The 13,462-nt window shown below is 45.7% G+C and carries 9 protein-coding genes and 1 other annotated feature; of the genes, 4 read left to right on the top strand and 5 right to left on the bottom strand.

Annotation, left to right across the window (positions count from 1 at the left end; genetic code table 11):
• Positions 1–13 precede the first annotated feature (13 nt).
• Complete coding sequence (hisJ, locus tag EJA10_RS08145; protein WP_125479519.1) at positions 14–805, top strand: histidinol-phosphatase HisJ; 792 nt, start codon at positions 14–16, stop codon at positions 803–805.
• A gap of 103 nt (positions 806–908) precedes the next feature.
• Here the strand turns inward: hisJ and refZ are convergent, their stop codons facing one another.
• Positions 909–1,541, bottom strand: a complete 633-nt coding sequence (gene refZ / locus EJA10_RS08150) for a forespore capture DNA-binding protein RefZ (RefSeq protein WP_125479520.1) — start codon at positions 1,539–1,541, stop codon at positions 909–911.
• 154 nt (positions 1,542–1,695) lie between these two features.
• Between refZ and EJA10_RS08155 the strand changes: the two genes are divergently transcribed.
• Positions 1,696–2,175, top strand: a complete 480-nt coding sequence (locus EJA10_RS08155) for a GAF domain-containing protein (protein WP_125479521.1) — start codon at positions 1,696–1,698, stop codon at positions 2,173–2,175.
• Between the two features lie 92 nt (positions 2,176–2,267).
• Here the strand turns inward: EJA10_RS08155 and megL are convergent, their stop codons facing one another.
• On the bottom strand, positions 2,268–3,479 hold the full coding sequence (megL, locus tag EJA10_RS08160) for a methionine gamma-lyase (RefSeq protein ID WP_125479522.1): 1,212 nt from the start codon (positions 3,477–3,479) through the stop codon (positions 2,268–2,270).
• A gap of 137 nt (positions 3,480–3,616) precedes the next feature.
• A complete protein-coding gene (locus EJA10_RS08165) occupies positions 3,617–5,503 on the bottom strand; it encodes a sensor domain-containing diguanylate cyclase (protein ID WP_125479523.1) in 1,887 nt (628 codons plus the stop codon).
• Between the two features lie 477 nt (positions 5,504–5,980).
• On the opposite strand from EJA10_RS08165, the gene rpsD reads away from it, so the two are divergent.
• A complete protein-coding gene (rpsD, locus tag EJA10_RS08170) occupies positions 5,981–6,583 on the top strand; it encodes a 30S ribosomal protein S4 (protein WP_079510073.1) in 603 nt (200 codons plus the stop codon).
• A 340-nt stretch (positions 6,584–6,923) separates the two neighbouring features.
• On the opposite strand, the gene tyrS is transcribed toward rpsD, so the two are convergent.
• Positions 6,924–8,183, bottom strand: a complete 1,260-nt coding sequence (gene tyrS / locus EJA10_RS08175) for a tyrosine--tRNA ligase (RefSeq protein ID WP_125479524.1) — start codon at positions 8,181–8,183, stop codon at positions 6,924–6,926.
• Positions 8,184–8,253: 70 nt separating this feature from the next.
• Positions 8,254–8,475: a binding site (T-box leader), on the bottom strand.
• Positions 8,476–8,617: 142 nt separating this feature from the next.
• Between tyrS and EJA10_RS08180 the strand changes: the two genes are divergently transcribed.
• On the top strand, positions 8,618–11,545 hold the full coding sequence (locus tag EJA10_RS08180; protein WP_125479525.1) for a transglycosylase domain-containing protein: 2,928 nt from the start codon (positions 8,618–8,620) through the stop codon (positions 11,543–11,545).
• A gap of 125 nt (positions 11,546–11,670) precedes the next feature.
• Here EJA10_RS08180 and acsA read toward each other — a convergent pair whose 3' ends face one another.
• A complete protein-coding gene (acsA, locus tag EJA10_RS08185; protein ID WP_125479526.1) occupies positions 11,671–13,389 on the bottom strand; it encodes an acetate--CoA ligase in 1,719 nt (572 codons plus the stop codon).
• Positions 13,390–13,462: the final 73 nt, after the last annotated feature.

The raw sequence follows: 13,462 nt of genomic DNA on the forward strand, positions 1-13,462 counted from the left end.
GGGTGGTGTTTTTTTGAGAGACGGACATGTTCACACATCTTTTTGCCCACATGGCACGAATGATTCATTGGTCGATTATATTGAAAGGGCCCTGCAGCTCGGCTACTCCGAAATCACATTTGCTGAACACGCTCCCCTTCCCGGGAGTTTCATAGACCCAACACCTATGAAAGACAGCGCAATGCGGCTTGAAGATGTAGAATCATACTTCCGCACTATTGAAGAAGCAAAGAAAAGGTACGCTGGAAAAATTAAAATTCATACTGGTTTCGAGGTTGATTATATCGAAGGATTCGAGGAACATACAACTGATATCCTGAACGAATTTGGCCGGTACCTAGATGACGCGATTCTTTCCGTCCATTTTTTGAAAAATGCTGATGGTCTGTATGAATGCCTCGATTACAGTCCTGAGCAATTTGCAAGCATGATTGACGGCTATGGATCTGCAGAAAAAGTGCACCGCAAATATTTTCAGACTGTCCTTGAATCCATAAAAGCCGACCTCGGGGCATTCAAGCCAAAAAGAATCGGGCATATTACCCTGGCGAATAAATTCCAGAAGAAGTATCCGGTCCAAACCCCTTTTACTGAAGAAGTCATGGTCATCCTTGATCAAGTTGCGATCATGGGCTATGAACTGGATTATAATGGCGCAGGCACGGCAAAACCCCTTTGCCGGGAGCCATACCCGCCACAGTGGGTCATTGAGGAAGCCAAAAAGCGCGGAATCCAGCTTGTGTACGGCTCTGACGCCCACCAGGCAAAGGAGCTCGGACAGGGATTGGATGTTATGATTCTATAGGAAATGCGCAAGCACCGTGACCTTCCTTGACAAGCACTGAAGCTGCCATTTCCCGAATTGAAGTATTATTAATAAAAAAGGAAACCGGCTGATGACCGGTTTCCTAGATATTTATTAACATTTTTTCAGGCTGCTGTTCAGCACAAAGTGTTCCCCTGATCCACTTCGAAATTTCTTGGCCATACTTATCGGCAAAATATTTTTCATGAGGCTGTACATGCAGCACCTCTGTTACGTAATGGGTATTAAGGAACGGCATCGAAAGCAGCGCCTTTAGCTGCAAAATGGTGAACTGGACAGATAACTTCTTGAATTCGCCTGTCTCCATCCCTGCCTCAAGAACCTTTTTAAACATAAATCGCTCCTTCACATGATAGGTTGACATGATTTCCCTGACAACCTGTGAATCAATGGTCATTTCTCTTAAAATAAATCTCGTCAATTGGATATTTTCACACTGGTATCTTAAAACATGATCCACCATCGCTTTCAGGCAAGCCTCTGCCCCGCATTCGAGCAAAGCGTAGCCCTTCTCCAACTCTTCAAGATAGTGCTCAAAAAAGACAGTAAAACAGTTTTCGAGGAGTCCATTCTTGTTCTGGAAGTAGTATGAGATATTCGCCGCATTGACATCCGCCTTGGCTGCAATATCCCTTACTGATGTACCATTGAAGCCCTTCGTATTGAATAAGTAAATGGCCGCATCAATAATTGCAGCTTTTGAATTTTTTCTCATTTTCTCCGCCCCTCACTTTCCGCAAATAACCTTACTGTTTACCATTCTTGGAACAAACGAAATTTCCTTTATAAAAAGCTCGACAAAGTCTCCATTCTTTCGCCGATTTTTGATACAATGTAAATTAAAACTTCAAGAATGAGGGGGAAAAACGATGTTTAACGTCGAAACATACAGCAGCACTCGCGAAAAAAATTATGATTTGGTCATCAAACAACTTAAGGCACTGATCGAGGATGAAAAGAATGCGGTCGCGAATCTGAGCAATGCCTCCGCCCTATTGAACCAATTCCTCGACCGCATCAACTGGGTTGGCTTCTATCTGATGGAGAACGGTGAGCTTGTCCTTGGGCCATTCCAGGGTCTGCCTGCTTGTGTCAGGATCCCGCTTGGAAGAGGAGTTTGCGGAACAGCAGCCTCAAAACAGGAGACGTTGAGGGTTGAAGATGTTCACCAATTCCCTGGCCATATCGCATGCGATGCCGCGTCCCAATCCGAAATCGTTGTCCCGATGATCAAAGACGGTAAGGTTGTCGGCGTCCTTGATATTGACTCCCCTGAAAAAAATCGCTTTGATGAACTGGACCAGCAAAAGCTGGAGGAATTCGTTGAAGTATTGGTGCAGTATATTTAAGGTACGGCACCCGCTTTCCTTAAAAATAAGAAGAGCAGCTTTCCATTGACCGGAAGCTGCTCCTTTTTCATTTAATGACCGTTTACTATCTATTAAATACTTCCTGTTTCCTGTACTGTTTCTTTTCTGACTGCTTCAAAGGCTGCTTCCAGGTCGTCTCTCAGGTCTTCCCATGCTTCGAGGCCGACAGAAAGCCTAAGCATATTGTCCTTTATGCCCATCTTTTCCCGCGCTTCCTTAGGTACGACTGCGTGGGTCATCGTAGCCGGGTGCTGAATCAGTGTTTCGGCATCCCCAAGGCTGACTGCGATTTTAATGAGCTTGAGCTGATTCATGAATGCCTGTGCCTCTTTTTGGCCGCCTTTGATATTGAAGGAAATCAAACCGCCTGGCTTGCGCATCTGTTTTTTTGCAATGGCATAGTCAGGATGCTTCGGATCGCCCGGGAAGATGACTTCCTCGACGGCAGGGTGGCCGGTCAAATACTCCGCCAGTTTTTCTGCGTTGTCACAATGGCGGTCCATTCTAACCGGCAATGTCTTCAATCCGCGCAGCAGCAGCCAGGCATCAAATGGTGACATGACTCCGCCAATGTCCTTCTGTGTTGTCATCGCGATTTTTGACATGATATCCTTCGGCCCAACCGCTATTCCGGCAATGACATCGCCATGACCACAAATATACTTTGTCGCGCTATGGATGACGAAATCGCAGCCAAGCTCCAGCGGATTTTGCAGGTATGGAGAACTGAATGTGTTATCCACAACGACCGGGATTCCTTTTTCCTTGGCCACATCCGCGACCATTTCCAGGTCTACGAGTCTCATTGTTGGGTTGATTGGCGTCTCAATATAAATGACTCTTGTCTCGGGAGTGATCGCCGCGAGGACTTCCTCTCTCGTCGACATCATCGAAAAATCATGATTGATTTCGTACTTTTCCTTCATGAGCTGCAAGAGCCCGAATGTGCAGCCATATACTCCCTGTGAACAAAGAATATGGTCACCTGTGCGAGTCAACGCTACTAATATCGCAGAGACAGCTGCCATCCCGGAAGCGAACGCCAGGGCTTTCTCCCCTTTTTCAATCGTTGCCATTCTTTCCTCCAACATGGCAACGGTTGGGTTTCCAAGGCGGGAATAAATGTATCCATCCTCTTCACCCGCAAAGCGTCTTTCTCCCTGTTCGGCTGTATCGAAAGTGAACGTACTAGTTTGGAATAACGGAGGAGCAAGGCTTCCCCTGAATTCGTCCGACCTATACCCTGAATGGATGACTTCTGTTTCGAATCTTTTCTCTCCCATTACGATTCCTCCTGTATAGTTTGTAACCGCTTACAAAATACCCCCATAAACAGGATATGACATTTACCCCTTAATGGAAAGTAATTTCTCTCACACCATCATAAAAAGTCCTGTTGTCCACTAAACGGGAAAAGCACTCATTTCTGAGTGCTTTTGAAATCAAATTGGGTTTCATTCTGTATGACTACCTTATTTTTCCCAGAGCCCTTCGCGATATAAAGAGCCTGATCAGCCCTTTTGAATACGGACTTGGTCGTATCCTCCTGCCCTTTGACCCAAGCGGATACTCCACATGAAATCGTGACATTCGGGTTCGTATTTCGTTCAACCTTATCGACGAGCCTTTTGGCGATCATCACACCAATTCCAAGAGGAGTACCCGGCAAATAAATCGCGAGTTCTTCTCCACCCCACCGGGCACCTATATCCGTGCCGCGTATATTCTGGGCAATCTGGCGGGCGAGCTGGACAAGCACCTCGTCACCTACCTGATGGCCATACTGATCATTGACCCCCTTAAAGTTATCGATATCGATCAGGATGAATGTTCCCTGAGAGTCCTCGAGCATGGAAAGATTCATCTTGTCATCCAAATAACTCCGAGAATAAAGCTTCGTCAAATGATCGGTTACAACCATCTTTTCCAGTTCTTCACGCAGCATCGAATTCGTGAAGGCCAAGGTCGAATGGTGGATCAGCGACTGAAGCAGCTTGAATGTATCGAATGTAAAATGGTATGGCTCCTCATGCAGCACGAGCGCTAATCCTCTCAACTCCCCGCTCTGAATCATGGGAACACCCATAATCGAGCGGAATCCCAATAAGTCTGCCTCATCCTCAGAGGCAAAATCGCCTATGAATATCGGTTCCATATCCTGCTTGATCCTTTTCCCAATCCTCAGAATGTAACTGGAAGCCTCCTTGGAAAAGAAAAAGCCGCTGCTGCCCTGAAGTACGGTAAAGGAATCCTTTTCGGCATCGTGCATGATGAAACCGACTTCATTTGCCTTGAAGGACTTCATGATCTGTCCGCATATGAACGACATGGTATCCGTCAGGCGCAGGCTTGTATTAAGCTGATGGGACGTTTCATTGATTAACTGCAGGTCGGAGATCAACTTCCTCGACTGTTCATACAGCTTGGCGTTCTCAAGCGCACTGCCGGCAGTGTTGGCAAGCAGCTTGATAAACTCGATCTCATTTTGAGGGAAGACAAGTGAATCCGAAGCAATTACCTGCAGCACACCATATACTCCCTGCTTCCCTTTTAAGGGAGCATACATGATGGAATTTTTATCAATGATTGAATCCTCAAACTGGATTTGCCCGCTAACATAAGATTGCATCGCAGTCAGATTTTCACTGTCATATTCAAGATCCTTGACCGGCAATCCTTCATACCCCTGATGGTCATGTGACAGCAGCAGATAATAAGTAAAGGAAGGATAAACTTCCCTTAATGTTGAGATGATCTCACCAAGAACAGCGTCCATATCCATCGTCGAATGGAATTTTTCCGTTACCCTGAACAGGAGCTTGTACCGCTTTTCTTCTTCCATTGTATGGGCGAGGCAGCGGATCTTTTCGACAAATATGCCGCACTCATGTGATATCCTTTGCCAGAACCAATCTGATCCTGAACCGCCGCTCCTATTTATGGCGAAAAGGCCCTTCAGTTTTTCGTCGGCAGCAAGGATAAGCAGCAAGTCATATTGAGGCATGGATGGTGGATTTTTAATGAAGGAATGAGGGCCGGAAACTAATTCATCGATCATGCAATCGGTAAAGGCACCTGCCATGGGTACATTTTCCCCATCTCTAGTCGTCGCTTCCAGGAACAACCCATGATTCCATTCCTCACAGCTGTAAAAATCAACCACGTCGGCCCTGATCAATCCACGCAAAACATCAAGCATTTGGGAAAGAATTTCTGTAAAAGACAAAGATTGTCTGCCAGTGCTGATCAAATCGAAAAACCTGCTTTTCAGCTCTAAAACTATTTCACGTTCTAATAATTCTTCCATATGTATCACCTGTTTTTAAATCACTTCAACAGCGATCGGTATGTGGCTTGAATTCGTACTGGCTCTCCGAGAGGGAGGAGCATTCAATAAGAGATTCATCACGTGGCAAGTTGCTATATCATCGGACATATCCAAATATTTGAAAAATATAATAATTACTACTCATTATATCATAGACCTAGTAAAATAGTATGATATAAAAGCATATTCTTCAGGAAGATTTTCATTTACTCCTTTGACGAACTTTCAAATATGCTATTGACTTTATACAAACAAAAATTATATAATACTCTTTGTGTAAAATATCGCAGCCTATGTGATCAACATTGTGTTTGTATTTTGTTCCTCAATTTTATTGATGGTGTATCTCGTAACCCGCTGCTGCTAGGGCGAAGGTACATGAAAACAAAATACGCATGATTGTCCCATCACAATCTGTTTTTATTTTACAAAATAAAAACTAAGGAGGAGTCATTCATGGCTCGTTATACCGGCCCAAGCTGGAAACTATCCCGCCGTCTTGGAATTTCACTAAGCGGTACAGGTAAAGAATTAGAAAAACGCCCTTACGCACCGGGTCCTCATGGTCCTAACCAGCGTAAAAAACTATCCGAATACGGATTGCAACTTCAAGAGAAGCAAAAGCTTCGCCACATGTACGGGGTAACTGAGCGCCAGTTCCGTAACTTGTTCGACAAAGCAGGCAAAATGCCTGGTAAGCACGGTGAAAACTTCATGATCCTTCTTGAAGCTCGCCTTGACAACGTTGTTTACCGTCTTGGTCTTGCTCGCACTCGTCGTGCAGCTCGCCAGTTAGTAAACCACGGTCACATCATGGTTGATGGCGCACGCGTAGACATCCCATCTTACCGCGTAGCTCCAGGACAAACAATCACACTTCGTGAAAAGTCTCGCAACCTTGATGTTGTTAAAGAAGCAATCGAAGTAAACAACTTCGTACCTGACTTCTTGACTTTCGATGCAGACAAGCTAGAAGGAACTTTCACTCGTATGCCTGAGCGTTCTGAACTTCCAGCTGAAATCAACGAAGCTCTTATCGTTGAATTCTACTCTCGTTAATAGAGTGTGTAAAAACCCCAGCCTATTTGGCTGGGGTTTTTGTTTGGGTTGGAACGGATGTACATGTTGCTAACATCGGGTCAGGATACGACATCGGTGCAGATGCTCTATTGGACAGCTTTCTGACAATCGGAGCGGAAGCTGTAGTGTGAACCTCTCTATCGGACAGCTTTTTGATTAACCAAGGGAAACCTGTCCGTGTGAGCCTCTCTATCCGACAGCTTTCGGACAAACCAAGGGAAAGTTGTCCGATTGCACTGCCCTTATGGACAGGACTACGAAGCTGCCTCTCATTTGTTTAGAAAACAGCCTCCTCAAAATTGAGGGGGCTGTTTGTCATTTAGTATTTAAACATGAAGTACTTCTTTTTACCGCGGCGGATGATGGTGAACTGTCCTTCGATCTTGTCGGCTTCACTTAAGACATAGGCCGTGTCGGTTACACGCTCTCCGTTCAGGGAGACTGCACCGTTCGAAACATCTTCACGGGCCTGGCGCTTGGATGGCGAAATTTTTGCTTCGACAAGCAGGTCCACCAGACCAAGCTCCTCTTCCCCTTCTACTGTGAAGGAAGGAACATCTTTGAAGCCTTGCTTGATTTCATCGGCAGTCAGATTCTTGATGTCTCCGCTGAATAGAGCGGCCGAGATTCTGATTGCCTGCTGCAATGATTCTTCGCCGTGGATCATGCGTGTCATCTCTTCAGCCAGGGCTTTTTGCGCCTTACGAAGATGCGGTTCTTCCTCTACTGCTTTTTCCAATGCTTCGATTTCTTCTTTTCCTAAGAAGGTGAAGAATTTCAGGTATTTGATGACATCAGCATCAGCCGTGTTGATCCAGAACTGGTAGAACTCGTATGGAGAGGTTTTTTCCGGATCAAGCCACACAGCGCCGCTTTCTGATTTCCCGAATTTGGTACCATCTGCTTTCGTTACGAGCGGGATTGTCAGTCCAAAAGCTTTTGAGCCTTCAGCAGACATTTTACGGATCAGCTCAAGGCCTGTCGTGATATTGCCCCACTGGTCGCTTCCGCCGATCTGCAGTTTGCAGTCATGTTTTTCGTATAAATGGTAGAAATCCATCGCCTGAAGGATGGTGTAAGTAAATTCAGTGAACGAAATACCTGTTTCGAGTCTTGTAGCGATTGTATCCTTTGCCAGCATGTAATTCACGCCAACATGCTTACCGAAGTCACGCAGGAATGTCACTACATCCATGGAACCGGCCCAGTCGTAGTTGTTGACCATCAGGGCTCCATTTTCGCCTTCCACGCTGAAAATTTGCTCAAGCTGCTTCCTGATTCCATCCACATTCAGCTGAACTTGCTCCATTGTTTGCAGTTTACGCTCTTCACTCTTCCCGCTTGGGTCGCCGATCAGCCCGGTCGCTCCCCCAACAAGCACGATTGGACGATGGCCTGCATTCTGGAAACGGCGAAGCGTCAGGAATGGCAGCAAATGTCCGATATGCATGCTGTCAGCAGTCGGGTCTACACCGCAGTAGAGGGAAATCTTCTCTTTTGTAAGGAGATCTTTTAGACCCTCTTCATCTGTCTGCTGGTAAATAATCCCGCGCCATTCGAGATCTTTTAGTAATTCCATTTCTTCTTCCTCCATTCAAGATATTCTTCACACCGGAATTTCCGCAATAAAAAAACGCCCCTGCAATAAATGCAGGGGCGCTATATGCGCGGTACCACCCGGCTTGAAAACAAAATAAAAATGTCTTCCACTCAATAAAATAACGGTTAAACCGTCCGCGGCTACTATGTGACTCAAGTTCACTGCGGCGCTCAGGGAGGTAATTCATCCTTCTGTTTGTACCGGCTCACAGCGGCCGCCGGCTTTCTGGAACAGTGACAGAAGCACTACTGATTCCCTTCACAGCTTTTTGCTATAAAGTTAATAAAGCATTTTTACCATAAAGAAGGATCAGTTGTCAAATTCGACATAAATTTTCAGAAAAATTCAGATTGCAGTCTTTTCGACAGCTTGTTTATGCTATAATGTATGTGATTTTAGGGGGAATGATATGAATGCATGAAGGAAAACAGCCTTGGAAAGAGATGCTAAAATCCTTTGGTGCTTTTTTTACGAATAAAAAGACCGTAAAAGGTGCCAGGATTACTTATTCGGTTGTCTGGAACATGCTGTTGTTATTGATCATTGTGCTGGTTCTCGGTGCTGGCTTTGCCGCAGGTACAGGTGCCGGGTATTTCGCATCCCTTGTCAAAGATGAACAAATCCGACCTTATGAAAGCATGAGGAAAGATATCTACAACTATGAAGAAACATCGGATTTATATTTTGATAATGATGTTTATCTTGGCAAGCTCCGAACGGACCTTTACCGGGAGGAAGTCAAGCTTGATGATATGTCGAAGCATTTAGTAAATGCGGTCGTCGCGACAGAGGATGAATACTTCTATGAGCATGACGGCGTTGTTCCAAAAGCGATCATGCGTGCGCTTTTCCAAGAGGTCACAAACTCCTCCACATCATCCGGAGGAAGTACTCTGACGCAGCAGCTGATCAAAAACCAAATTTTGACGAATGAAATTTCCTTTGAACGGAAAGCGAAAGAAATCCTTCTTGCGCTTCGTCTCGAAAAATTCTTTGATAAAAAAGAAATCCTCGAAGCATATTTGAACGTTGCGACATTCGGACGCAATGCGAACGGCAGTAATATCGCCGGAGTTCAGGCAGCCGCAAATGGAATTTTCGGGAAGGATGCAAAGGACCTGACTTTGCCTCAGGCAGCCTTCATTGCCGGACTGCCGCAGAGCCCGTTTGGATATACACCGTTCAGCAGTGACCAGGGCAAGCTGAAAGATGAAGCTGGTCTGGCACCAGGACTGTCACGCTATAAAACCGTCATTACGAGGATGCATGGCGCTGGTTTCATTACCAATGCAGAGTACCAGGATGCAATCAATTACGATATTACGAAGGATTTTGTTAAAGAGGTCCCTAGCGATAATACTGTAGAGGAATATCCGTTCCTCACGTTTGAAATCGAGGCCCGGTCCAGAGAGATTCTGGCGAAAATTCTTGCAGAGCGTGATGGCTATGAGCTGGATGATCTGAAAAAAGATGATAAATTGATGGCTGAATATGAAGCACTTGCCGATCGAGACCTTCGACAGAATGGCTATAAAATCTACACGACCATCAATAAAGAAATCTATGAAAAAATGCAGGAAACGGCCAAGAACTACCCTTACTATGGCAGTGATAAACCGCAGGAAGTCCCTGATCCGGATGATTCGAGCAAAACCATCGTTATCCAGGAGCCAGTGGAAATCGGAGCTACCCTGATCGAAAACAAGACAGGGAAAATCATCAGCTTTGTCGGCGGCCGAAACTTCAAGCGTGAGCAAACAAATCACGCAACAAGGGCGCCAAGACAAAACGGTTCAACGATGAAGCCGCTCCTTGTTTATGCTCCTGCGATGGAATTGGGGAAACTGCATCCAGGAACCGTCCTTCCTGACGTGCAGGTGTTCCTGAATCAGGGTAAACAATGGCCAAACAACTATGATATGAGATACAGCGGTTTGACGACTGCCAGATATGCATTGACCAGGTCCTATAACGTTCCGGCTGTACTCGCATACAGGAGCATCATCGGACAAAGGCCGGCGAATTTCCTCGATAAGATGGGATTCTCCAACCTGAAGCCTGATGATTATACGAACCTTTCAACCGCAATCGGTTCAATGCGCGGCGGTGTAACTGTTGAGGAGAATACCAATGCATTTGGTACATTCGCGAACGGTGGTAAGTTCATCGATGCTTATATGATTGAAAAAATCGTCGATAAGCATGGTGAAGTTGTCTACCAGCATAAGTCCGAGCCAGTGGATGTATTCAGTCCGCAGACTTCTTACCTGACGATTGATATGATGCGTGATGTCATTAATCGCGGTACAGCTACAGCAGTGAAGAGCAGACTGAAATTTGCTTCTGACTGGGCCGGCAAAACCGGAACAGGTCATGATTATTTTGATGCATGGTTTGTTGCGACAAATCCGAACGTATCATTTGGAGTCTGGCTTGGCTATGACCATAACAAGCCTCTTGAACGTACCTATAAAGGCCTCTCATATGGTGTAAGAACTCAGTACATCTGGGCAGACCTGCTGAATGATGCCTACTCGGTCGATCCTAAGCTCGTTGATCCTGAAGAGCGCTTCAAGATGCCTGGCGGTATTGTCAAGAGATCCTATTGCGGAGTATCAGGCTTGCTTCCTTCCAACGCATGTTCGAAAGCTGGACTAGTCGAGTCAGATTACTTCATTGCTAAATATGCGCCAACAAAGGTCGATGACAGTCTTGTTGAAAACAAATTTGTAAGAGTTGGAGATAAACGTTTTATTGCCCTTGATTCAACTCCTGACGAATTTACAGAATCAGGTGTCATCCTGGATCCAAGTTATATGGAAAGCTATATCGGCCATAAAATCCGCGACCCTCAACAGCTCATTCCTAAAAAGGATGCCTGGAGTAAAATCCTGGTTGCAGATGACAAGCTGAGTGAAAACGGAAAGGTACCTGCTGCACTTAAAGTCAAACTTGATGGCAAAAAAATCAGCTGGGGCAAGCATCCTGAAAACGATATTGTCGGCTATCGAATTTACAACAACAAGAAAAAGGTCGGCAGCATCAAAACAGGAGCTGATTTAGTATTCAATGCAGGGGACGGCTCATTCTATGTCACGGCAGTCGATATTGCCGGGAAAGAATCGGCTCCATCCAATATCATTGAAATTGGAAAACCTGCAGAACCGAAAGATCCGCCGGAAGATGGAAAACCAAAGGATCCAAAACCTAAGGACCCAAAACCTAAAGACCCGCCGCCAACCAACCCTAAACCAAAAGATCCACCTAAACCACCACCGCCTCCACCACCGGGGGATGGAGATGGAGATGGTGAGGGAGATGGAAACGGCGATGGAAACTAGAATAATCTAATGGAATCCCCGCATTGATACATGCGGGGTTTTTCTTTTCCTCGTTTTATTTGAATAATCAAATCCATGAAAAAAAGTGCGAAACAAAGTTTCGCACTCTTTTTATGATAGATCTATTAGTCTTCCATCGTAGACAAATCGCCAGTTGGAAGGTCAAGTTCCCATGCTTTCAACACACGGCGCATGATTTTACCGCTTCGCGTTTTTGGAAGTTTGTCGCGGAATTCGATTTCACGAGGCGCTGCATGTGCTGCAAGGCCTTTTTTAACGAATTGACGAATTTCCTCGATCAACTCATCGGATTGCTCATAGCCATCACGCAGGGCGATGAAAGCCTTGATGATTTCCCCGCGGACTGGGTCCGGTTTGCCGATGACGCCCGCTTCCGCTACTGCCGGGTGTTCAACCAGTTTGCTTTCAACCTCAAAAGGTCCTACGCGCTCTCCGGAAGTCATGATGACATCATCAATCCTTCCCTGGAACCAGAAGTATCCATCCTCATCCATGTAAGCTGAGTCACCTGAAACATACCAGTCACCAGGCATAAAATAGGATTCATATTTCTGCGGATTGTTCCAGATTGTATGCATCATGGATGGCCAGCCTTTTTGGATTGCCAAGTTGCCCATTCTGTATGGAGGCAATTCATTGCCCTGATCATCGACAATCGCAGCTTTGACACCCGGAATCGGCTTGCCCATTGATCCAGGCTTGATTTCCATGCTTGGGTAGTTACAGATGACCTGTGCACCTGTTTCAGTCATCCACCATGTATCATGGATGCGCAGGTGGAACACCTTCATTCCCCATCTGACTACCTCTGGGTTCAGCGGCTCACCTACACTCAGGATATGGCGCAGTGATTTGAGGTCGAATTTCTTCACAACCTCGTCCCCTGCTCCCATCAGCATCCTAAATGCCGTTGGCGCACTGTACCAGACTGTCACTCCATATTCTTCGATCATCTTGTACCATGTTTCAGGATTGAAACGTCCGCCAATGATCACATTTGACGCTCCTGCAAGCCATGGTCCGAAAATGCCGTATGAAGTTCCAGTGACCCAGCCTGGATCTGCTGTGCACCAGTATACATCCTCTTCCTTCAGGTCAAGCACCCACTTGGCAGTCTGATAATGCTGGATCATCGCATTGTGGACATGGAGAACGCCTTTTGGCTTGCCAGTTGAACCGGAAGTATAATGCAGAATAAGGCCATCCTTGCGGTCAACCCACTCAACATCAAGCTTCTTGCTAGCTTCGGACAGCTTTTGCTTAAAATCTATGTACTGGCCGTTCTCTTCAAGATTGTCACCAACCAGAAGAATACGCTTAAGGTCCGGCAGTTCACTTACCGGCACCCTTTCAAGCAGTTCAGGTGTCGTAACCAGTACCTTTGCGCCGCTATCCTGCAGCCTGTCACGTACAGCACCTTCCATGAATGCTTCGAATAAAGGTCCGACAATCGCACCTAGCTTGACCGCTCCGAGAACAGCAAAATACAATTCTGGAGATCGAGGCATGAAGATAAATACACGGTCCCCTTTTTCCACATCCGCGTACGTTTTGAAGACATTCCCCGCCTTGTTCGTAAGCTCCTTCATTTCCTTAAATGTATACTTTTCCTTGCGTACACCATCCTGGTAATATAGCGCAACTTTATTTTTCCTGAACCCTTCAGCGTGGCGGTCAATCGCCTCATAGGCCATATTGACCTTGCCTGTTTCATACCAGGAAAATGCTTTTTCTGCTTCACTCCAGTCGAATTGACCATGAAGCTCATCATAATTTTTAAGGTTGTGATCCCCTTGCGTTACTGGTAGCGCTTCCACTTTCATGTATCCATCCCCCTTGTCTTTTTTATTTAAAATCCATTATAGTATAAAAATTCGATTTTCTCAATTTTTAAAA

The sequence above is a fragment of the Mesobacillus subterraneus genome (genome assembly GCF_003937825.1).
GTDB lineage: Bacteria > Bacillota > Bacilli > Bacillales > Cytobacillaceae > Mesobacillus > Mesobacillus subterraneus.

Bases quoted from the DNA above. Each gene is read 5' to 3' on its own strand.
- refZ (WP_125479520.1), bottom strand. From the start codon at position 1,541: ATGAGAAAAAATTCAAAAGCTGCAATTATTGATGCGGCCATTTACTTA.
- EJA10_RS08155 (WP_125479521.1), top strand. From the start codon at position 1,696: ATGTTTAACGTCGAAACATACAGCAGCACTCGCGAAAAAAATTATGAT.
- megL (WP_125479522.1), bottom strand. From the start codon at position 3,479: ATGGGAGAGAAAAGATTCGAAACAGAAGTCATCCATTCAGGGTATAGG.
- EJA10_RS08165 (WP_125479523.1), bottom strand. From the start codon at position 5,503: ATGGAAGAATTATTAGAACGTGAAATAGTTTTAGAGCTGAAAAGCAGG.
- rpsD (WP_079510073.1), top strand. From the start codon at position 5,981: ATGGCTCGTTATACCGGCCCAAGCTGGAAACTATCCCGCCGTCTTGGA.
- tyrS (WP_125479524.1), bottom strand. From the start codon at position 8,183: ATGGAATTACTAAAAGATCTCGAATGGCGCGGGATTATTTACCAGCAG.
- EJA10_RS08180 (WP_125479525.1), top strand. From the start codon at position 8,618: ATGCATGAAGGAAAACAGCCTTGGAAAGAGATGCTAAAATCCTTTGGT.
- acsA (WP_125479526.1), bottom strand. From the start codon at position 13,389: ATGAAAGTGGAAGCGCTACCAGTAACGCAAGGGGATCACAACCTTAAA.